The sequence below is a fragment of the Desulfitobacterium hafniense DCB-2 genome, from assembly GCF_000021925.1.
Taxonomy (GTDB): Bacteria; Bacillota; Desulfitobacteriia; order Desulfitobacteriales; family Desulfitobacteriaceae; genus Desulfitobacterium; species Desulfitobacterium hafniense.
In genome coordinates this window covers 1,560,757-1,581,825 of record NC_011830.1, presented here as the reverse complement: position 1 = coordinate 1,581,825, position 21,069 = coordinate 1,560,757, and the positions used below count along the sequence as shown (strand labels likewise).

Annotated in this window: 17 protein-coding genes and 1 riboswitch; of the genes, 3 read left to right on the top strand and 14 right to left on the bottom strand. The window is 49.7% G+C overall.

Annotated elements, in window-relative coordinates; all coding sequences use genetic code 11:
• Nucleotides 1–125: 125 nt before the first annotated feature.
• Nucleotides 126–971 carry a MetQ/NlpA family ABC transporter substrate-binding protein gene (locus DHAF_RS07410; protein ID WP_015943464.1) on the top strand — a complete coding sequence of 282 codons (846 nt, stop codon included), beginning with the start codon at nt 126–128 and terminating at the stop codon, nt 969–971.
• A gap of 97 nt (nt 972–1,068) precedes the next feature.
• On the opposite strand, the gene DHAF_RS07405 is transcribed toward DHAF_RS07410, so the two are convergent.
• Nucleotides 1,069–1,488: a hypothetical protein gene (locus tag DHAF_RS07405; RefSeq protein ID WP_015943463.1), complete on the bottom strand. Its 420-nt coding sequence runs from the start codon at nt 1,486–1,488 to the stop codon at nt 1,069–1,071.
• A gap of 208 nt (nt 1,489–1,696) precedes the next feature.
• Between DHAF_RS07405 and DHAF_RS07400 the strand changes: the two genes are divergently transcribed.
• Complete coding sequence (locus DHAF_RS07400; protein ID WP_005817226.1) at nt 1,697–2,398, top strand: hypothetical protein; 702 nt, start codon at nt 1,697–1,699, stop codon at nt 2,396–2,398.
• On the opposite strand, the gene DHAF_RS07395 is transcribed toward DHAF_RS07400, so the two are convergent.
• From DHAF_RS07395 to DHAF_RS07340, 12 genes are all read right to left on the bottom strand, one after another.
• Complete coding sequence (locus DHAF_RS07395; RefSeq protein WP_015943462.1) at nt 2,393–3,748, bottom strand: MFS transporter; 1,356 nt, start codon at nt 3,746–3,748, stop codon at nt 2,393–2,395. The two genes, DHAF_RS07400 and DHAF_RS07395, sit on opposite strands and share 6 nt — an antisense overlap.
• Before the next feature lie 177 nt (nt 3,749–3,925).
• Nucleotides 3,926–4,480: a manganese catalase family protein gene (locus DHAF_RS07390; protein WP_011461471.1), complete on the bottom strand. Its 555-nt coding sequence runs from the start codon at nt 4,478–4,480 to the stop codon at nt 3,926–3,928.
• A gap of 79 nt (nt 4,481–4,559) precedes the next feature.
• Nucleotides 4,560–5,819, bottom strand: a complete 1,260-nt coding sequence (purD, locus tag DHAF_RS07385) for a phosphoribosylamine--glycine ligase (protein WP_015943461.1) — start codon at nt 5,817–5,819, stop codon at nt 4,560–4,562.
• 72 nt (nt 5,820–5,891) lie between these two features.
• Nucleotides 5,892–6,314, bottom strand: a complete 423-nt coding sequence (locus DHAF_RS26745; RefSeq protein ID WP_018306665.1) for a hypothetical protein — start codon at nt 6,312–6,314, stop codon at nt 5,892–5,894.
• 294 nt (nt 6,315–6,608) lie between these two features.
• A complete protein-coding gene (gene purH, locus DHAF_RS07375; RefSeq protein ID WP_005817232.1) occupies nt 6,609–8,165 on the bottom strand; it encodes a bifunctional phosphoribosylaminoimidazolecarboxamide formyltransferase/IMP cyclohydrolase in 1,557 nt (518 codons plus the stop codon).
• A 52-nt stretch (nt 8,166–8,217) separates the two neighbouring features.
• Nucleotides 8,218–8,817, bottom strand: a complete 600-nt coding sequence (gene purN / locus DHAF_RS07370; protein ID WP_041271927.1) for a phosphoribosylglycinamide formyltransferase — start codon at nt 8,815–8,817, stop codon at nt 8,218–8,220.
• A complete protein-coding gene (purM, locus tag DHAF_RS07365; RefSeq protein ID WP_011461474.1) occupies nt 8,817–9,836 on the bottom strand; it encodes a phosphoribosylformylglycinamidine cyclo-ligase in 1,020 nt (339 codons plus the stop codon). The genes purN and purM overlap by 1 nt, the downstream gene beginning before the upstream one ends.
• A 41-nt stretch (nt 9,837–9,877) precedes the next feature.
• Nucleotides 9,878–11,296 carry an amidophosphoribosyltransferase gene (purF, locus tag DHAF_RS07360; protein ID WP_011461475.1) on the bottom strand — a complete coding sequence of 473 codons (1,419 nt, stop codon included), beginning with the start codon at nt 11,294–11,296 and terminating at the stop codon, nt 9,878–9,880.
• An 18-nt stretch (nt 11,297–11,314) separates the two neighbouring features.
• Nucleotides 11,315–12,031, bottom strand: a complete 717-nt coding sequence (gene purC, locus DHAF_RS07355) for a phosphoribosylaminoimidazolesuccinocarboxamide synthase (RefSeq protein ID WP_015943458.1) — start codon at nt 12,029–12,031, stop codon at nt 11,315–11,317.
• 117 nt (nt 12,032–12,148) lie between these two features.
• Nucleotides 12,149–13,444 (bottom strand): adenylosuccinate lyase, encoded by a 1,296-nt coding sequence (gene purB / locus DHAF_RS07350; RefSeq protein ID WP_015943457.1) that lies wholly within the window; start codon nt 13,442–13,444, stop codon nt 12,149–12,151.
• Between the two features lie 153 nt (nt 13,445–13,597).
• The gene (gene purE, locus DHAF_RS07345) at nt 13,598–14,092 is read right to left on the bottom strand and encodes a 5-(carboxyamino)imidazole ribonucleotide mutase (protein ID WP_005817242.1); all 495 of its coding nucleotides are present in this window, start codon (nt 14,090–14,092) and stop codon (nt 13,598–13,600) included.
• A gap of 50 nt (nt 14,093–14,142) precedes the next feature.
• Nucleotides 14,143–17,997 (bottom strand): phosphoribosylformylglycinamidine synthase subunit PurQ, encoded by a 3,855-nt coding sequence (locus DHAF_RS07340; protein WP_015943456.1) that lies wholly within the window; start codon nt 17,995–17,997, stop codon nt 14,143–14,145.
• Nucleotides 17,998–18,301: 304 nt separating this feature from the next.
• Nucleotides 18,302–18,403: riboswitch (purine riboswitch) on the bottom strand.
• Nucleotides 18,404–18,705: 302 nt separating this feature from the next.
• Between DHAF_RS07340 and DHAF_RS07335 the strand changes: the two genes are divergently transcribed.
• Nucleotides 18,706–20,145, top strand: a complete 1,440-nt coding sequence (locus tag DHAF_RS07335) for a YncE family protein (RefSeq protein ID WP_015943455.1) — start codon at nt 18,706–18,708, stop codon at nt 20,143–20,145.
• 52 nt (nt 20,146–20,197) lie between these two features.
• Here the strand turns inward: DHAF_RS07335 and DHAF_RS07330 are convergent, their stop codons facing one another.
• Nucleotides 20,198–21,001, bottom strand: coding sequence for a glycosyltransferase family 2 protein (locus DHAF_RS07330; protein ID WP_015943454.1), 804 nt, complete (start codon nt 20,999–21,001; stop codon nt 20,198–20,200).
• Between the last annotated feature and the right edge of the window lie 68 nt (nt 21,002–21,069).

Below are 21,069 nucleotides of genomic sequence, written 5' to 3'. Positions count from 1 at the left end.
CTTTGGGGAGGAGGCTTGAGCATATATCTTCTCAAGGGTATCTCACAATGAAGGGTATCTCACAAAAAATGTCTTCATGTGTATCTTCAGAGGAAAAGAAAGAAGAATTTAAGGAGGAAATAAGAATGAAACGTAAACTCTCGACTTTAATTATCGGCTCCGTAGTAGCCCTATCCTTGGTACTTACCGGGTGCGGAAGCACCCCTCAGAAAACCGATACCCCACCCGCCTCCGGTAATGCCAATGAGCCTGTGACGATCAAAGTAGGCGCTACCCCCGTTCCCCATGCCGAAGTGCTTGAATTCGTCAAACCCAAATTAGCAGAACAAGGCATCAATCTGGAAATTGTTGATTTTACGGATTATGCTCTTCCCAACCCAGCCGTTAACGACGGATTACTCGACGCCAACTACTTTCAACACACTCCTTACCTGGATACCTACCTTGCTCAAGGCATGAAGCTGGCGATCATCGGCACTGTGCATATTGAGCCCATGGGCTTCTACTCTGAAAAAGTAACCAAAATCGATGAGCTCAAAGACGGTGATGCTATTGCTATCCCTAACGATCCCTCCAATGGCGGCCGCGCTTTAGCCGTCTTAGAACAAGCCGGATTGATTAAACTTAAAGACGGTGCCGGTGTTACCGCAACAGAATTGGATATCGCTGAGAACCCGAAAAAGCTAAAAATTCAAGCTATTGAGGCTGCTCAGCTCCCCCATGCTCTTACCGACCCCAAAATTGCCGGAGCTGTCATCAACACCAACTACGCTTTAGAAGCCGGCCTCAATCCCACTGAGGATGCCATCGTCCTTGAAGGCAAAGATTCTCCTTATGCCAACATCGTCGTAGCTAAAGAAGATCGCAAAGACGATCCCAACCTCAAAAAATTAGTGGAAGCTTTGAACACCCCAGAAGTTAAGAAGTTTATCGAAGATACCTACAAAGGTGCTGTCGTTCCTGCCTTCTAAGAATTATTACTTCAACTCATAAAGAAAGAGCCGTTCCTCAGCTGAGGGCGGCTTTTCTCATTGCTATGCATTCTATATCTATTTTAATCTTAACGATTTAATCTTTGCTCTTACCCTTGGCTAGATTCACTAGGTATAAATCCTTAATTTCTCGGTCATGTTTACTGGATTCCATTTGTAAAGCCTCAACCTTAGTACCTAAAATCTTAATTTCACTTTTGACTTCCTCATTAAACTGTTTCTGAGTCTCCCGCCAATCATAAAAAAGAATATCCAGCTTCCTACCAAAGTCTTGCTCCATCCTGACCTGAGATTGCCTAAGGACAACTAGATCCGTCTCCATCCTGGTTTGAGATTCCTTCAACCCGGTTACATCTTGCTTTACTTCAGTTAGCTCTGCCTTTATCCCTGCTACATCTTGCTTTACCTCAGTCAGCTCCGTCTTCATGCCAGTTAATTCATTAAGTACTTTTCCAAAATGCTCCAGCATCAAATCCTGAAATTTCTCATTATCCATGAATCCACTTCCTTATTCCTAGGAATGGAATAATTATATCATATCCCCTAAATTAACCCAAGGATAAGTTTCTTTAATGCCTGTACTTACCCCTGCCATGATTACCATATTTTTGATGGCATAGAACGGGTCACTCCTCACACACTATAGACAAATTACCCAGGATGAAGAACTAATCAACATTCTGGAACATGAGGAGAACATCTCTATGAATTCCTTCGATAAGAAAATTCAGACCCGCTTGCGCATGCACCCGGAAATGCTGCGCCACATTCTAACCGAGCCCAATGAGGAGACCCTCACGACCTTGACCCGCTATAAACTATTTGAATCCAAGGGAGCCTATCTCGGCCAACTCCTGCTTTCCCTGCTTCCTCAATGGGAATACCTGGCCTGCGAAGGCAATGCCCATTTAGGGCAAATTATTCGCAACCTGGAAAAGACCCCCATCAGTCCGGTTTCCCAGGAATCCGATTTTCTGCGGGCAAACCTGTTGCGCATCCGCATTCTTGCCGAAACTCCGGGAGTATTCCCTTTCTCTCCCTTCATCATTCAGGAACATCTCCTTAACTTTTTAGAAGGTGCGGATCTGATCGCAGATTTGCCTCAACTGACGGTCATTAACTTCAGCAGGGATGAGCTGAGACCCTTAGCCTCCGAACTGGCGCAATACAGGCTAAGCCCTTTAAGCCGCCGCTATGTGCAGAACCTTTTCCACCAGGAACGTCAGGAAGCCATTCTCGCCAACCTTGCTTATCTATGCAAAAATTATCCTTTGCTGGGTACTTGCCGGCAAGCCTATGCTTTGCTGCTCTCCCTGGACAACATTGAAAACTGGAGCAAACATCCCTTCTGCCTCCGCCTGGTATCCAACCGCTTCTGGGATTACCGCACCAAGGAGATTCTATAGTTCATCCATGGGCCGGCCTTTCGTCTCTTCGCCAAGAATGAGGACATTAAACACAACGAGGATGAGCACTCCGGCAAACATCAGGAAAACCGTTTCCGTAGGCATTTCCGCTCCCAGCATACGGCCTACCACCATAGGTGCTAAGATGCCGCCGATGCGGCCAAACCCGGCGGCCCAACCGGCACCGGTGCCCCGGGCTCTGGTAGGATAAAGCTCAGGAGTATAGGTGTAGAGAATTCCCCAGGCGCCAAGGTTAAAGAAAGACATGAGGGAACCAAAGACCAGAATCATCATTACACTGTTGCCCAGTCCAAAGAAATAAGCGCTGATCGCTGTCCCTAAAACGAAAGCGGCCAAGGTAGGCTTGCGCCCAATGCGATCGACCAGAAATGCCGCGCTGAAATAGCCGGGAATCTGCGCCAAGGTCATAATAATAACATAGCTGAAGCTCTTGGTCAGGGAAAAACCCTTTAAGGCAAGAATAGAGGGCAGCCAGGTAAAAATTCCATAGTAAGAATATACGATTCCAAACCAAAGCAGCCAGAGAAACACCGTTCTGCGCAGGAACTTCCGGGAAAACAATTCCGCTACCGTGACTCGCTTCAGCACCTTAGTCTTGGCCGTCCCCTTCTGGGGCTGCCTGTGTTCACGTTTTGCCTCCTCAGCAGTTCTGCCCGCCTTTACGTCAGGTCCTGCCTCCCCGGCGACCAGGCGGTACACTGCCTCAGCCTCCTGGATTCTTCCCTGTTCCTCAAGAAACCGCGGTGACTCCGGGATGTACTTCCAGAGATAAAAAACGTAAAGAGCCGGAATGGCACCAATGAAGAAAGCAATATGCCAACCATAGTTGGGAATGATCAGATAGGATATAACGGAGGCCAGGAGCCACCCTATAGCCCAGAAGCTCTCCAAAAGGACCAGAAATTTTCCCCGGTGTTTAGCAGGAGTGAACTCACTCACCAAGGTTACCGCAACCGGCAATTGCCCTCCCAAACCAAACCCCACCAGAAAGCGAAAGAACAAAAGGGAGGCATAGCTCCAGGCCAGGCCGCATAATCCGGTAGCCAAAGAATACACCACCAAGGTAAAGGCAAAGACCTTTTTTCTGCCGATTCGATCCGCCACACTCCCGGACAGAATAGCTCCCAAAGCCATTCCTAACAGGCCGACACTCCCGATATTTCCCACCTGTTCCGGTGTTAACCCCCAAGTCTTCATCAACACCGGCAGGACAAAGGAAATAATGCCCGTATCCATGGAATCGAACATCCATCCCAAACCTGCAGAGATAAGGAGTATATAGTGAAATCTCTTAACCGGTAATTTTTCTATTCGTTGTGATATACTCATCTTTATCCTCCTGTGCAAATAGCTGATATTTTTATTAGGCAAATTGCTGATAATTTTATATAGTTTAGCAAATTTTAGTAAAAAAATAAAGAAGCTTGGGGATAAGCTTCTTTTTGCATTTTCAAATTTCCTGCTTTCATGATCTATCACTTATTAAAAGGAGCTGAACTATCTTTCTTACTCTAATACCTGGAGGCTCATTTTATACTCATAGATAATCTCCATATACTGCTCTGACGTCCCCCCTTCAGTCAGAACCTTATAACATCGATAGAGAAGCCTCTGATGAACCCCTTCACGCCGGGCTAAAAAAGTAAGCAGACGTTTCACCCCAGGATCCTGGGTCATGGCTGCATGCTTCTCATACAAAAGGCGTGCTCTCTTTTCCAAAGCAGCGTTTGCTTTCAAAAGTTTATCCGGTTCAGAGTACTGGTTTACATAGGAAAGAGACCAGGGAGTATCCTCATGATCACTTAAGCGAGTAACCTCCCCGCCCAGCTTGGTAATCATTGCCGATAAAGTCTCTAAATGAGCAAGTTCTTCCGCCATGATGAGTCCCAAAAGTTCACGCAAAAAACGGTTGTCTATATTAACCTGATGATTTAAGTACTGAACTGCCTGGGTGAGTTCTCCATCCCTTCCACCATAATGCTCCAGCAATTCTTTAGCCAGGACCGGATCGGGCCTTTCCACATGGATTGGATAAAAGAACCTTTTTCGATAGATGTACACACCCTTCCCCCCTTGAACGTCGTCCTGCCTTCATTATATGAAGATAGGACAACCTAAGGTCACAGGAGGAAAAGCCGAACTAAAGACCTTTTACCCCAATATCTTTCCGATAATGAGCGCCGGGGAAATTTATTTTTTCTACTAAAGCATATCCCAATTGACGGGCCTGGTTAAGATCATCTCCCCAAGCCGTTACCCCCAAGACCCTTCCGCCGGAGCTTTGCAGTTCTCCCCCCTGGGAAAGGGCAGTCCCGGCATGAAAAATCACGCTCTCTTGAGCAGGGACTTCAGGCAAAGTGATCGGAATGCCTTTGGCATAGGCCAGGGGATAGCCCGGTGCGGCCATAACGATACAGAGTGCGGTTTCTTTTTTCCAAGCCAGCTTTAGATTCTCGATCTGTCCTTCCGTACAGGCCCACAGAACCTTGAATAAATCCGATTCCATACGGGCCATCACCACTTGGGTTTCCGGATCACCGAAGCGGACATTAAATTCCAAGGTTTTCGGACCGTCCTTGGTCAGCATCAGCCCGGCAAAAAGAACTCCTTGAAAGGGCATCCCTTTATCCTTCATGACTTGTAAGGTGGGCTGCACGATGGTTCTTAGTGCCTCCTCTTCCAACTCTGGATTCCAGAAAGGCGGGGGGCTATAGGTACCCATGCCGCCGGTATTCAAGCCCAGATCCCCATCCAAAGCCCGTTTATGGTCCTGAACAGGGACTAAGGCAACCGCATGCTCACCATCACAGAGACAGAGCAAGCTCACTTCCTGCCCTTCCAGATATTCTTCAACCAGAAGCAATTTTCCCGATTCGCCTAAAGAGCCGTCCATTAACTCATCCACAGCCGTCAAAGCTGTGTCCAAATCCATGGCCACAATCACACCTTTGCCGGCTGCTAAGCCATCGGCCTTTAAGACGATCGGTGCTCCCATCTGTTTGATATATTCCTTAGCCTGCTCCGGTTCAGAGAATACCCGGCTTTGAGCTGTGGGAACCCCCGCCGCCTCCATGATTTCCTTAGCAAAAGATTTGCTGCCCTCCAGCCGGGCGGCTTCTTGAGTGGGTCCGAAAATCCTCAGTCCTTCTTTTTGGAAAGCGTCTACAATCCCTAAAGTCAAAGGTGCCTCAGGGCCCACAATTGTCAAATCAATGCCTTCTTTTTGGGCAAATTCAAGCAACCCGGGGATATCTGTAGCCGCAATCGCCACATTCCATTCCTGAGTTCCGGCGTTTCCCGGAGCAACGTACAATTTCCCGACCTCCGGGCTTTGGGCTATTTTCCAGGCAAGGGCGTGCTCCCTGCCGCCATTGCCTACTATTAAGACTTTCTTAGCCATGGGGCACCTTCTTTACTATTTGATTTAGACTGCTTCAGGAAAACTCTAAAGCTGATTCTCCAGGATTTTGCTTTACACCGGTCGCTCCATAAGCTGCGCGGACAAAACTAACGCGCAAAGCCCTCCGCTCCGAAAGGACCTGCGCCGCTGAGTCATTCTCTGTGGCGTCGCGGCTTGGGCGAAACCCTCGTCCGGGTTTCGTCCCGCCAAATCGCTCCTGCTCAATGGCGGGTTGGAAACGTCCTGTTTCCAACCTTTCTCCGCTGCGTGCTTTTCGCGAAGTTTTGTTTCCGCTCGCTTAAATTCGCTTCCTACCGTAAAGCAAAATCCTTGGGCTGTTTTTGGAGTTTGAGCGGGCAGGGCGTTGCGGGAAAGGTGGAGTAAGTCGCCTGACTCCCGGCTTAAGTCGCTTTTTCCGTCTTTGCCGACGCCGCTTGGGGCGGCAAGGTCGGCTACCTTAGGAAAGGCTTTGAAGGCAACCCAAGAAATCCTCACAAAAAGTCTCGGGAACCAGGTCCTTAAGGAAAAGCTAAAAGAGACCCGCAAGACGTAGCTTTACGTACAAAAGCGTACGGATTTAGCGGAGGGGCGGTCGGGTCAGCGAAGCTTTCTTAACGTAGCGAAGCCATGGTTCACATCAGGTATTACCCTGAGGTTTGGTGTAGCTGTTAAGAAAGCGAGTAGACCAGCCCCGGAGCTATGGAGTACGCGTTGAGCGTAAAGCTACGCGACCCAGGCAGGAGCCTTTTCACTCTCTGCCAAAACCGCACAGCGACATGACAGCTATACTCAGTGCTTAAAGTGACGGCGGTTCGTAAACACCATAATCAAATTCAAACGGTCAGCCGCTTCGATAACCTCAGCATCTCTGACGGAGCCCCCCGGTTGAACCACAGCCCGCACTCCTGCCTTAGCCGCCTCCTCCAGGGAATCGGGGAATGGGAAAAAAGCATCGGAGGCCAGATAAGCCCCTTGGGCTTTATCCCCCGCCTGTTCTAAAGCAATCTTAACTGAGCCAACCCGATTCATCTGTCCCGCTCCCACGCCAAGGGTTTGACCGGCTTTGGCCAGTACAATGGCATTGGATTTAACATGCTTTACCACCCGCCAGGCAAAGTCCAGTTCACGAAGTTCTTCAGGTTCAGGTTGGCGCTTGCTGACGACTTCCCATGCGGAGATCGGCGTAGTCCCCTCATCCTCTTCCTGAATTAGAAATCCTCCTTGAATGGAACGAACTTTCCAGGGCGTATGGGCTGGCTTCCCGTCCTGTGCTACTTTGACGAGACGAAGGTTTTTCTTTTCCTGTAGTATTGCCCTGGCGTCAGAGCTGAACTCATGGGCAACGATAACTTCATAGAAGTGAGCCTTAAGTGAGGCGGCACATTCAGCATCGACGGTCCGGTTAAAGGCAATAATTCCGCCAAAGGCCGAGACCGGGTCCGCTGCCAGGGCCTTTTCATAAGCTTCCAAAGCAGTTTTCCCCAAGGCTGTACCGCAGGGATTGGTATGCTTAATAATAGCACAGGCCGGCTCACTGAAATCCTGAACAATCCCCCAGGCCGCGTCCATATCCATCCAATTGTTATAGGATAATTCTTTACCCTGAATCTGTTCACCATAGGCCAAGGTGCCCGCTGCATCCGCCCCCCGGTAAAAGGCCGCCTTCTGAGCAGGGTTTTCCCCATAGCGAAGATCCTGAGCCTTTTGGCCCCCAAGTGTTATGGTTGCAGGGAAAGGTGAAGAAGAAGAGGAAACGGATTCCTCAGCAAGTGCGGCAGTCAAATACCCGGCAATGCATTGATCATATTCGGCTGTATGGGCAAAGGCCTCTGCCGCCAAACGTTTACGCATATCATAAGAGATTTCCCCTTGCTCACGCAGGGCCTGAAGCACCTCCGGGTACCGCTCCGGATTGACGACGATACTCACCCGCTCCTGATTCTTTGCCGCCGCACGAACCATGGAAGGACCGCCAATATCGATATTTTCAATAGCCTCCTGGAACGAAACCCCCGGCCTGGCAATGGTCTCCTTAAAGGGATAGAGATTGACCACCACAAGATCGATCAACCCGATGCCATTGTCCTCCAGCTGCTGCAAATGCTCTGCCGTAGCCCTGGCCAAAATACCCCCATGAATCCTGGGATGAAGGGTCTTGACCCGCCCATCCAGAATCTCCGGAAATCCCGTGACCTCGGTAACATAGCGAACAGGCAGCCCCGCTTCGGTCAACGTTTTAAAGGTGCCGCCGGTAGAAATCAAGTCAAAGCCCAATTCCACAAGTCCTCGGGCAAGCTCCACAAGACCTGTTTTATTGGAGACACTGAGCACAGCTCGACGATTCATCAAAAAACCCCCATCCAATTCCTTTACAACTGCTCATTTTATTTTACTATGCCTATAGCTTAACTACGATGCGCCCATTTCTTTTGATCCGTCCACCGACCACCCATCCTACCGCTTCCGGATAAAGACGGTGCTCGGCTTCCAAGATACGGGCAGACAAGGAATCTTCCGTATCCCCCGGCAAAACCGGCACCGCTTCTTGGGCAATAATGGGGCCGCTGTCCAGACCTTCATCCACAAAATGAACTGTGCATCCGGAGATTTTGACCCCGTAGTCAAGGGCTTGCCTTTGAGCATGCAATCCTTGGAAAGAGGGCAAAAGGGAGGGGTGGATATTGAGTACAGGAATCTGAATATCCTGGAGAAACTCCTTGCTTAAAACCCTCATAAATCCGGCTAAGACCAAAATCTCCACCTTTTGTTCCCGCAGCCAGGTCAGGATCGCTTTCTCCTGCTCCTGGCGGGAAGAAAACCGGCTCAAGGGAAAGGCACCATGGGGTATTCCAGCCTCTTCCGCTCTTTTGAGAGCCAGGGCCTCTTCATGATCCGAACCCACAGCCACCAGTTCCCCGTTTAATTCGCCAAGCTTCCAGGCTTCAATCAAGGCTTGCAAATTACTCCCGCGCCCTGACGCAAGCACTCCGATCCGCATCAAAGATAACTCACTCCTTCGCTTTGCCCGCTTACCTCTCCTAAGACAAAGCACTTTTCACCGGCTGCCTGAAGCTGAGTCTGAATAAAATCGACATCTTCAGGATGGACGATCAGCACAAAGCCAATACCCATATTAAAGGTGCGCAGCATTTCTGCTTCCTCCACCTCACCCAGCCTTTGCAAAAGGGTGAAGAGGGCCGGGACCTGCCAAGCCGAACGAGCGATTTTTATTCCCAATCCTTCAGGGAGAATCCGGGGAATATTTTCCGTAAGACCTCCCCCGGTAATATGGGCCATACCAAGAACTTTGCGGCTTTCGATCAGAGGCAGGACAGTCTTGACATAAATCCGGGTGGGCCTAATTAAAGCTTCACCCAAGGTTTCTCCCAGCTCCGGATAGTTTTTCTCCCATAGGTCAGGAGTAAAAATTTTACGAACCAAGGAATAGCCATTGCTATGAAATCCTGAAGAAGGAAGTCCGATCAGAACATCCCCTGCCTGGATTTGTGAACCGTCAATCAGGTCAGGCCGATTCACAGCCCCCACAGCAAAACCGGCAATATCGTATTCCCCTTCGTCATAAAAGCCCGGCATCTCTGCCGTCTCTCCCCCAATCAGGGCACAGCCCGCCAATTCACAGCCCTTGGCGATTCCGCCGACCACCTGGGCTACCCGTTCCGGAACCAGCTTTCCTACGGCCAGATAATCGAGAAAGAACAAAGGCTCCGCACCTTGAACTAATATATCATTGACACACATAGCCACTGCATCCTGGCCAATGGTATCATGACGGTTCATCTGAAACGCCAGCTTAAGCTTCGTTCCCACACCGTCCGTTCCCGAGACCAGAACCGGTTCCGGATATTTTTTAAGATCCAGGGCAAACAGCCCGCCAAATCCACCCAGTCCGCCCATGACCTCCGGTCGAACAGTCCGTTTTACCGCCGGCTTCATCAGTTCCACCGCCTGGTTTCCTGCATCAATGTCCACCCCGGCCTGCCGATAAGAATATCCCATTACAGAACCACCTTTCTATGCAACCCACTCAGCGTTATCTCTTAGCACTTGCTTTTAAATTCTGCCCATTTCTCTCTGGTTCCCGCAGGTATCCCTGCAGGGTAATCCCCATTAAAGCAGGCCAGACAGACTGACAACTCGCCTAAAGCCCGCTGAACGCCCTCTTCCGATAGATAATGCAGAGAATCCGCTCCTACATAGTCACGTATCCCCTCCCGATCCAGCTGAGTAGCAATCAGCTTCTCCCGTTCCGCCGTATCGATGCCATAGTAACAGGGATAAAGAACCGGCGGCGAGCAGATGAGGAGATGGACCTCCTTGGCTCCCACCTTTCTCAGCAATTCGACGATGCGGGAACTGGTGGTTCCTCTCACGATGGAGTCATCGATCATAATGACCCGCTTGCCCTTAATCACTTGGGCATTGGCATTGAGCTTCAGGCGGACCGCTACTTCCCGCATTTCCTGGGTGGGTTGAATAAAGGTTCTTCCCACATATCGGTTCTTCAGCAATCCCTGGGCAAAGGGGATGCCGGATTCCTCAGCATAGCCAAGAGCGGCGGTCATCCCCGAATCAGGTACCGGTATGACAATATCGGCATCGACAGGATATTCCCGGGCCAGCTCAACACCCATTCTCCTCCGGCTCTCGGTCACATTCAATTGATCCATGGTACTGTCGGGACGGGCAAAATAAATGTATTCGAAGGCGCAGACCGCTGTTTTCTGGGCGGGAAACCCCTGCCGGGAATGAAGCCCTTCCTCATCGATGGTAACAATCTCTCCAGGCTGAACATCGCGCACGAATTCCGCTCCGATAGTATCCAGGCCACAGCTTTCCGAAGCCAGAACATACCGTCCTTCCAGCTGACCAATACATAAAGGGCGGACGCCATGGGGGTCGCGCATCCCCAGAATCTTGTCTTCTGCAGCCACTACTAAAGCATAGGCTCCCTGCAAATCCAGCATGGTTTTGACGAGGGCATCCTCTAAGCTCCCCCGGCCGTAGCGGGCGATCAGCTGGACAATCACCTCTGAGTCAACAGTGGTCTGAAAGACTGCCCCTTCTTTAGCCAATTCCTCCCGCAATTCTCCCGCATTGGTCAAGTTGCCATTATGAGCCAGAGCCATCATACCCTTTTGGTAATGAACCACTAAGGGTTGGGCATTGGTCAGGAGACTGGAACCTGTGGTTGAATAACGGACATGGCCGATGGCCATTTTACCGTCCTGTTCAAGTTCCTTAAGAATTCTTTCCGAAAAGACCTCCGCCACCAGTCCCATTCCTTTATGGACTTGGATATCCCGGCCATTGGATACAGCAATCCCTGCACTTTCCTGTCCCCGATGCTGTAAGGCATAGAGCCCGAAATAGGTGAGACGGGCCACCTCCTGCTCAGGCGCATAAATACCGAATACTCCGCATTCCTCATGGGGTTTATCATCCCAGGGTTCTCTCAAAGCGATGCCCTCCTAATTTTAATCCTTAAGGACTTCTTTAACACGTCGATACACTTCCGCATAGGCTTCTTCAACCTTGCCCAGATCACGGCGAAAACGATCCTTATCCAGCTTTTCCTGAGTTTCTTTATCCCAAAAGCGGCAGGTATCGGGTGAAATCTCATCTCCCAAATAGACTTTACCCTCCGCTTTGCCGAATTCCAGCTTAAAGTCTACCAAGATGATGCCGGCCTGGTCCAAAATCTTTTGCAGCTCTCCATTGATTTTCAGTCCCAGCTCCTGAATCTCTTTAAGGTCTGATTGTTCAGCCCAACCCATCGCTAAGGAATGGGACTCATTGACAAAGGGATCTCCCAGAGCATCATCTTTGTAGTACAGTTCCACCACAGGCCGTGATAAATTCAGCCCCTCTGCCACTCCCAGACGCTTGGCCAGGCTGCCGGCGGCAATATTGCGCACCACCACTTCCAGGGGAATCATCTCCAGCTTGCGCACCAGCATTTCCCGATCGTTGAGCAGCTCTATAAAATGAGTGGGGATCCCGGTCTTTTCTAAAACTTCGAAAAGGAGGGCGGAGAGACGATTGTTAACTATTCCCTTATCCCCAATGGTCCCTTTCTTCTCCCCGTTAAAAGCAGTGGCATCATCCTTATACTCTACCCAATAGATCCCTTCCTGATCGGTTGTATAAACCTTCTTGGCTTTTCCTTCATATAACATTTGGCCTTTTTCCATAGCACACTCTCCTCATATAAATTGCTTCATGTAAATCGTTTCATGCCAATCACTACAGTAATTGCCACCAGCTTCAGCCTGTACATCACCTCAGCTACGCTGGTTTCCCAAAGAAATTTAAAGAAGCCCGACTCTCTTGAAAATGGTATCCACATGCTTCGTATGGTAGCTGTAATCGAAAAGTTCGGCAATTTCCTCTTCGCCTAAATACTTCCGAATATCCTGATCCTTAAGCACCAAGGATTGGAAAGCCTCCTTAGTCTCCCAAGCCTGCATAGCATTCCTTTGGGTCCAGGCATAAGCGTCTTCTCTGCTCAGTCCTTTTTCCACCAGGCTCAGCATAACCCTTTGGGAGAAGATCAGGCCAACTACTTTATTGATATTTTCCTGCATGGTTTCCGGGTAAACCCGCAATCCCTGGATCAGCTTAATCATTTTATCCAGCATATAATCCAAGGCAATGGTGCTGTCAGGCAGAATAATCCGCTCAGCCGAGGAATGGGAGATATCCCGCTCATGCCAAAGAGCCACATTCTCTAAAGCAGTCTGGGCATTGCTGCGGATAACCCTGGCCATACCGCAGATTCTTTCTCCGGTGATAGGGTTTTTCTTATGGGGCATTGCCGAAGAGCCCTTTTGTCCTTTGGCAAATGGTTCCTCCACCTCATGAACATCGGTGCGCTGAAGATTGCGCAGTTCTGTGGCTATTCTGTCCAAGCTGCTGGCTACCCCGGCCAGAGCAGTCACGTAAAAGGCGTGGCGGTCACGCTGCACGACCTGGGTGGAGATGGGATCCGCCTTTAATCCCAGGGACTCACAGACCCATTCTTCCACAAAAGGCTCAACATTAGCAAAAGTTCCCACTGCCCCGGAGATTTTTCCCACCCGAATCTCCTCCCGGGCAAACTGCAGGCGGCTGATTTGGCGTTTAATCTCCTCGTACCACAAGGCAAATTTCAGCCCCATGGTGATGGGTTCCGCATGGATGCCATGGGTTCTCCCCATCATCAAGGTATCTTTATGCTCAAGAGCTCTCTCTTTCAGCACTTCTTCCAGCCGTACCAGCTTCGCCAGCAAGATGTCCGCAGCTTCCACCATCTGCAGGGATAAAGCCGTATCCAGAACATCTGAAGAAGTGAGACCCAGGTGAATGTATTTAGCTTCCTCACCTACATATTCCGCTACATTGGTGGTAAAAGCCAGCACATCATGGTGGGTGATCTCTTCAATTTCCTTGACTCTTTCCCAGGAAAACGCCGCCCGCTCACGGATCACCTTAACTGCATCTTCCGGAATCCTGCCCAGCTTTGCCCAGCCTTCACAGGCTGCTATCTCAATCTTGAGCCAAAGCTCCAGCCGATGTTCATCCGTCCAGATCCTCCCCATCTCAGGAAGGGTATACCGTTCAATCATCTGCAAACCCCTTTATCGGTTATTTAGAATAAAGAAAACCCTGAAAGCACTGCTTTCACACCTGTTGCTTCGCCCGAAGACACTGTCGACCCACTTGTTTGCCCTAAACGCATACTTGCAAATGAGGCGAAGTCGCTGTTCATAAAAACCGGATTACTTTTGAAGTTTCTCCTGCAGAGCTTTATCCTTCTCTTCCACCCCTTGCGCCATCTTGACCCGGTAGTTATGCAAAGCTTCTTTCAACTGATCATCAGCATTGGCCAGCATCTGAACCCCTAAGAGTCCGGCATTCTTAGCCGCGTTGATCCCTACAGTTGCCACAGGAATGCCGGGAGGCATCTGGACGATGGCATAGAGGGCGTCCACACCCTCCAAGGCGCCGCTGCGAATAGGCACCCCGATCACCGGCAGAGTCGTCGCTCCGGCCACGACACCGGGCAAGTGGGCAGCCATTCCTGCCCCCGCAATAATCACCTTGCCCCCCTGTCCTTCAAATTCCTTAACCCAATTCAAGGTTCTTTCCAGAGTTCGATGAGCAGAGGACACCTTGACCTCAAAACTTACCCCGAATTCCTTCAGGACTTTGATAGCATCCTCCATCACGTTAAAATCCGAATCACTGCCCATGACGATACCAACCAAATTCATATTGCTTCCTCCCTTTGCTTTGTCCCTTGTTTCATTAATCGGTAATACGATTATCCTCTAAAATAATTCACGCCGCCTGCAAAGATCGGCTGATATTTATTCCCGCTGATATTGATGGCCACACCTTCACCCACACGCTCGGAGTGCCCCATCTTGCCCAGGACACGGCCATCCGGACTGGTGATCCCCTCAATGGCTTCATAGGAGCCGTTGGGATTGTAAAGAACTTCGTTGCTGGGACATCCTTGGTGATCCACATATTGAGTGGCCACTTGTCCCCTCTCCATCAGCTTCCTGACCACATCCGGGCTGGCCACAAACCGGCCTTCCCCATGGGATACAGGGATGGTATGAATATCTCCCAACTCCATCCCACTGAACCAGGGAGATAAGGTGGAGACCACTTTGGTCTGCACCATACAGGAAACATGGCGTCCGATTTTATTATAGGTTAAGGTTGGCGCCTCTTCATCCAGATCCATGATTTCCCCATAGGGCACTAAACCTAATTTGATCAAAGCCTGGAACCCGTTGCAGATTCCCAGCATTAAGCCATCTCTTTGCTTAAGCAGTTTCATGACCGCTTCTTTGATGCGGGGATTGCGGAACATCGTGGCGATAAATTTACCGGAACCGTCCGGCTCATCCCCGGCACTGAAACCGCCGGGGAGCATAACCATTTGTGCTCTTTCTATCCCTTTGACAATCCCGGCAATAGACTCTTCCACATGGTCAGGGGTCAGATTGCGAATCACTAAGGTCTCCACCACAGCCCCGGCTTTGGTGAAAGCCCGTTCTGAATCATACTCACAATTCGTCCCCGGAAAAACAGGGATAAACACCCGGGGCTTGGCCAGTTTAATGGCTGGCCGTTGTGAATTTCGTTCACTAAAAGAAATCTTTTGCGGCTGATCTACGGTTGCAGTTTTGGTGGGGAAGATTCTCTCCAAGGGTTTTTCCCAAATTGCCAAGGCTTTATCCAGGAAGATTTCCGCTTCATTCAGTTCGATGGCAGGCTTTTCCTGAGTGCTGCCCAGAACCATGTACCTGACTTCGCCAAGGGCATCCCTAAGCTCAACTGCTGCGGGAATTTCCAAAATAATGGAGCCATAATCCGCTCGGAACAAATCCGCCCCGGCCATAGGTGAGCTGAACTTCATGCCGATCCTGTTGCCAAAGGCCATCTTCGTAAGAGCAGCAGCCAGCCCCCCCATTTTTACAGTGTGGGAAGACAGGACTTTACCTCCATGAATCAGTTCATGAACTTTATCATAATTCCCGGCGAGATGTTCAAAATCTATCACTTCATCCCTATCCCGCTTTGCCGGAACCAGGACCACCTGGCTGCCTGCCTGTTTAAACTCCTGAGAAATAACTCTATCTGTATTTAATACCCCTACTGCGAAAGCCACTAAAGTGGGAGGCACGTGCAGATCCATGAAGGTTCCGGACATGCTGTCCTTACCGCCAATAGCGGGAATTCCCAGCTTCTTTTGGGCATAGAAGGCTCCTAAAAGAGCAGAGAAAGGTTTGCCCCATTTCTGAGGATCCTTGCCCAGCTTTTCAAAATACTCCTGCAGGGTTAAGTGAATGCTTCGATAATCGGCTCCCAGGGCCACCATTTTCGTAACCGCCTCCACCACGGCATAGAGGGCACCGTGGAAAGGACTCCATTGGGCACATTGGGGATTATATCCGTAGGTCATCGCCGTCGCCGTGCGAGTATCTCCGGACTCCACAGGAATCTTGGCCACCATTCCTTCGGCCGGGGTGGCTTGATATTTTCCGCCAAAGGGCATCAGCACTGTATTCGCGCCAATGGTACTATCGAAGCGTTCCACCAGGCCTTTTTGACTGCAGACATTCAGATCCTGCAGATTGGCTAACCAGGCATCCTCTAAGGCCATTCCTGCTAAACTCATATCACCTGCCGCTGCCCCTGATGAGCTGTCGGCGGCAGCACCTGAAGCGGTCTCTCCGCTTCTGCCCCCTTGGGGAAGCTGTCGGAAATAATTCTCGCTGCTTTCCGGAAGCAGCACAGATACATCCGTCTTTTGCTTCACGCCGTTCGTGTTCAGAAACTCCCGGCTGATATCCACAATGGTTTGGCCCCGCCAGGTCATATTCAGCCGGGGATGCTCACTGACCTTAGCCACTAAAGTGGCCTCCAGGTTTTCCTCATCCGCATAGCCGACGAAAGCTTCCAGGTTTTCCGCGGCGATGACCACCGCCATCCGCTCCTGTGATTCAGAGATAGCCAGCTCCGTACCATCCAGGCCCTCATATTTCTTGGGAACTACGTCCAGATCGATCTCTAAACCATCGGTTAATTCACCAATAGCTACCGACACCCCACCTGCCCCAAAGTCATTGCATTTCTTAATCATCCTGCTGACTTTAGGGTTGCGGAAGAGGCGTTGTATTTTTCTCTCCGTGGGGGGATTCCCCTTTTGCACTTCTGCTCCACAAGTGGCCAAAGATTCCGTAGTATGCTCTTTGGACGAGCCCGTAGCCCCTCCGCAACCATCCCGGCCGGTACGTCCTCCCACTAAAACCACCACATCCCCGGGTTTAGGCGCTTCCCGCACCACATTTTCCCTGGGTGCCGCGGCGATAACCGCGCCGATCTCCATCCGCTTGGCGATAAAACCTTCGTCATAAACTTCGGCAACTTGTCCGGTGGCTAAGCCGATTTGGTTGCCGTAAGAACTATAGCCGGCTGCAGCAACTGTAGTAATCTTTCGTTGCGGCAGCTTTCCAGGCAAGGTTTCCTCTACTTTGGCCCGGGGATCGCCGCTGCCGGTAACCCGCATGGCCTGATAGACATAAGTCCGCCCGGATAAAGGATCCCGGATGGCCCCGCCCAGACAGGTGGCCGCGCCTCCAAAAGGCTCGATTTCCGTAGGATGGTTATGGGTTTCATTTTTAAACATGACAAGCCATTCTTCACTCCGGCCATCTACATCCACATTGACAACAATGCTGCAAGCATTAATTTCATCAGACTCGTCAAGATCCTGAAGAAGTCCCTTCTTTTTCAGCTCCTTCATGCCGATCACAGCCAAATCCATCAGACAGACATCCCGGCTCTCAGCCTTTTCCCCATAAACCAACCCCCGGGACTCCTGATATTCCTCATAGGCTTTGCGAATAGGCTCCGCAAACTCCCCTTCCGCGATGACGATATTTTGCAATTGGGTAAAAAAGGTAGTATGGCGGCAATGATCCGACCAATAGGTATCGATAACCCGAATCTCCGTAATGGTGGGATCCCGTTTCTCTTCATCCCGGAAATACCCCTGACAGAAAGCCAAATCCTCCAGGCTCATGGCCAGGCCTGCTCCTTGATAGAACTGTTCCAGCTCTGTTTGCGCCATCCCTGTGAAACCCTCAATGGTTTCCACATCCTCAGGCAGTTCAGGAACAAAGGCCAGGTTTTCAGGTTTCTCCAAACCGGCCTCCCGGGATTCCACCGGATTAATGCAATACTGCTTGATGCGCTCCAGTTCAGCTTCTGTGATCTGCCCCTTAAGAACCATCACTTTCGCAGCAGCAATCTCCGGACGCTCCTTTTGGGTAAGAATCTGAATGCATTGCCTTGCTGAATCCGCCCGTTGATCATATTGACCGGGAAGGTACTCCATGGCAAATACACGGTCTTGGGGAGCAAGCTTAAGTTCTTCATCATAAACCCAATCCACGGTCGGTTCGGAAAAAATGATCCTTCTGGCCTGAGCGTATTCTTCAGATGTAATACCTGCCACATCATAGCGGTTGATGATCCTTAAATCTTCCAAGTTTTTGATGCCCAGGTTTTCCTGAATATCCTGCAGCAGCCCCTGGGCTTCGATATTAAAACCAGGCTTCTTCTCCACATAAATACGCTTTACGCTTTGCAGTTCCATGATACCCTCCCTGTTCAATGTCTTCTTAGCTATTACCCACTAACCAATGAAACAATCATTAGTGAAAAAAAGACAGGTAGATTCCACCTTGCTTAAAAAGAGTGAAACCTACCCGCCTGGGCTTGTCTCCACGACTATCCGCCACCAGGCTCCACTCTTGAGCGGGTGCAAGTGACGAAACGTCCTGGACATAGGAAATATGCTTCCTTTGTCCCATGGGTGTGATCCGACAGCAGACCAAGGTCCATTCCTTAAAGAATCCACCTTAGCAGGCAACCGTCAGACCTGTGCCCTCGGGCAATACCCTGGGCACAGTTTCGCTCATAGTCAGGCCATTTACGGCAGCCCGGTAGAAACTTGCGGACCCTATCTCCGCGATTATATGAACGCCCTATTTAAATTTTTTGTTTGCTTTGCAGTAGCTATCTTCTGGAATAATTGTACCGTTTCTTAATTCATCGGTCAACACTTTTTCGAACATTTTATTGTTTTTAAACAAAATCGTTCGACTTTTTTACAGGAACTCCCTGCCCTTTCCGCCTGTAAATATCCTCTTCGATCTGTAGCTTCTTAAAATCTTAAGAATAGAATACTACAGGATCAACCGGAGCCTTATTGGAATCCTGAGAAAAAGAACCTTGAGAAAGGAATCCTTAAAAAGTTAGAGTGCCTAAAATTGAACCACAGTGTTAAAGGAGGCCGAAAAATTTGACTCACAGTTTGCTCGCTTGGGTGAGTATGCCGGCAATTGACTCCTCGTTGCCGGGTGATATTGCTGTCTATCATATGGAATCAGAAAAGCTCCTCGGGATGATTCCCGTGGGGATCGGCCCCGGATACTTAACCTGCTTTCCGGAAGGTAAAAAACTTTATGTCCCCAATCGCGGAAGTGCTACCCTTTCCGTAATTGATTGTGACTCCTTCATTGTAAAAAGGACCATCCCCGTCGGAAAAAACCCTCAAGCTCTGGTAATCGATTCTGCGGGTGCCAAGGGGTATGTTGCCGGCACTGAAGAGCAGATCATCTCGGTTATCGATCTGCATAAAGATGAAGTGATAAATACCATTCCCTTAAATTTATACCCCAGCGGCCTTGCTCTATCCCGTGATGGCAAAAAGCTTTATGTATCCCACCAGGCTGGCTGTTCCATTTCCATCATCGACACAGAGCATCATCAAGCTGCGGACACTTTTCATCTCAAGGATTACCCAAAGAATTCTCCTTTATCTTCCCCAGACCTAGCTTTATCCCCCGTAGGCCTGGCCTTATCTCCTGACGGTACCCTCCTCTACCTCATTCTATCCCCTGAAAATCGGGTTTCCGTAGTCGACCTTGGCCTGCGGGGGGAAGTCGCCTCAATCCCGGTAGGCCGGAATCCCCAGCGGATTGCGCTCCATCCCAGTCGGCCCCTCGCTTACGTTACGAACCATGATTCCGATTCCATCAGCATTATCTCCACCTACGAACATCAGGTACTTGCAACCATACCGTCACTATCTGCTCCTCGTGAGCTTACCCTGACTCCGGAGGGTTCCCAACTCTGGGTAACCAATGGTTGCCAGCTTACTCTGATCGATACTGAAACCAAGGCAATCATCAGCACTCTCTATGCCCCGCTCTCAGTCCAAACCCGTCAAGGGGTTGCCATAAGTGAGAGCCATCGTCAATTGCTTCTATCTGAGGTCCTCCCCTGCAACACTCAAAGGCCCTATTCCTTTGTCACGGAAAAGCTCTATTTTAAACCGCCTAAGCCCTTTGACCTTACCATTCATCACCAGTTCCCCATACCCGCAGCTATTGCCGAAGGATTAATCTTTGAGGAGGCCGAAGTCAAACATCATTCCATCAGTATCCTCCCCATTCCACTTCGGCCTAATTATCATCATCTCACCTTTTCCCTGCGGATTCCTTATAAAATTATTTATCGAGATGAGCAAAACCAGCTTCACGAGCTAAAGGATGCTATCCACCATGTGCTCTCTGCTGTAGAAACCCATCTTACTCCATCTCGAATCAAACAGAATTTCAACTTAAGGATCTTTACTCAATCCGAAGTCATTGGCAAGTCCGTTCCCACCCCCAACTCCCTGGACCTCATTATCCGGACCCAGCTTGTGGCCATGCAGCAGATCCACCCCACAGAATAAACCAAAGGGCTCCTTACACAATCCGTGTTAAGGAGCCCTAAAATTTCCTCGTTCATACTGTAATCATCGGTAGAAAATCTCCCCCCTGCTGTAAAATATGAGCTTGCCGGTAAACAAAGTCAGAGTTTACACTCCAGGTATGATCCATGCGATCCCCATGACGCATGTAAACATAATTATAGCGATCCGCTCCATAGATCAAGATATTCCGTCTCGTGCACTCCTGAAGAAATTTCACATCCTCCCCTAAGTTGACGGAGGGAAACCTCACCTTCCCGAAAACCTCTCTCTTGATCATAAAGGTCCCCCCCGACAAGGACGGTCCCCTTGTATAACGGTTTTCAAAAAACACTCCTTCCTCAAGGGAGTAGGGAACGGCGGTAGGCAAGCGGATCCCTAAGGCAAAATTGGACTCAAAATAAACAAAATGGACCCCTTTACCCACAATCTGTGCATTGGTATATTGGAAAGCCAGCATCAGATCCTCTAAGAAAAAGGCTCCATAATAGTCATCGTCATCCATTTTCCCGATATAATCATACTTGGCCATGTCGATACCATAATTAAGACAATCCCCCAGAGTGTAGCTCTCGTTTAAAACTAAAAACCGGATCTCTGCCAAATCCTTTAACTTCTCATAATAGATCTCAGGCCGGGCGCGGGAGGTGTTGATAATCACGATGTATTCGACCTTCGGATAGTGTATGCGCTGAAGGTTAGCATAGATATTCTGTAAATACTTTGGCTTAGAAGTGGGTAAGATGATGGACACCCCGGGCCTCTCTATTCCTTGGTATTTCTCCCGAAGTTTTCTGATTTGGCTTTTCTCCTTCTCCATGCGGATTAGTTCATCCATAGCCTCGCTCCTATTTGTCATAATACTGTCTCTTCTTTTGTCACTCTGCTCCATTCTATGCAATCTTT

Excerpts from the sequence above, each read along its gene's own strand:
- purN (WP_041271927.1), bottom strand. The coding sequence starts at position 8,817 with ATGCGGATCGGAGTGCTTGCGTCAGGGCGCGGGAGTAATTTGCAAGCC.
- purE (WP_005817242.1), bottom strand. The coding sequence starts at position 14,092 with ATGAATTTGGTTGGTATCGTCATGGGCAGTGATTCGGATTTTAACGTG.
- DHAF_RS07410 (WP_015943464.1), top strand. The coding sequence starts at position 126 with ATGAAACGTAAACTCTCGACTTTAATTATCGGCTCCGTAGTAGCCCTA.
- purD (WP_015943461.1), bottom strand. The coding sequence starts at position 5,819 with ATGGCTAAGAAAGTCTTAATAGTAGGCAATGGCGGCAGGGAGCACGCC.
- purM (WP_011461474.1), bottom strand. The coding sequence starts at position 9,836 with ATGGGATATTCTTATCGGCAGGCCGGGGTGGACATTGATGCAGGAAAC.
- purB (WP_015943457.1), bottom strand. The coding sequence starts at position 13,444 with ATGATTGAACGGTATACCCTTCCTGAGATGGGGAGGATCTGGACGGAT.
- purC (WP_015943458.1), bottom strand. The coding sequence starts at position 12,031 with ATGGAAAAAGGCCAAATGTTATATGAAGGAAAAGCCAAGAAGGTTTAT.
- purH (WP_005817232.1), bottom strand. The coding sequence starts at position 8,165 with ATGAATCGTCGAGCTGTGCTCAGTGTCTCCAATAAAACAGGTCTTGTG.
- DHAF_RS07405 (WP_015943463.1), bottom strand. The coding sequence starts at position 1,488 with ATGGATAATGAGAAATTTCAGGATTTGATGCTGGAGCATTTTGGAAAA.
- DHAF_RS07395 (WP_015943462.1), bottom strand. The coding sequence starts at position 3,748 with ATGAGTATATCACAACGAATAGAAAAATTACCGGTTAAGAGATTTCAC.
- DHAF_RS07400 (WP_005817226.1), top strand. The coding sequence starts at position 1,697 with ATGAATTCCTTCGATAAGAAAATTCAGACCCGCTTGCGCATGCACCCG.
- DHAF_RS07340 (WP_015943456.1), bottom strand. The coding sequence starts at position 17,997 with ATGGAACTGCAAAGCGTAAAGCGTATTTATGTGGAGAAGAAGCCTGGT.
- DHAF_RS07330 (WP_015943454.1), bottom strand. The coding sequence starts at position 21,001 with ATGGATGAACTAATCCGCATGGAGAAGGAGAAAAGCCAAATCAGAAAA.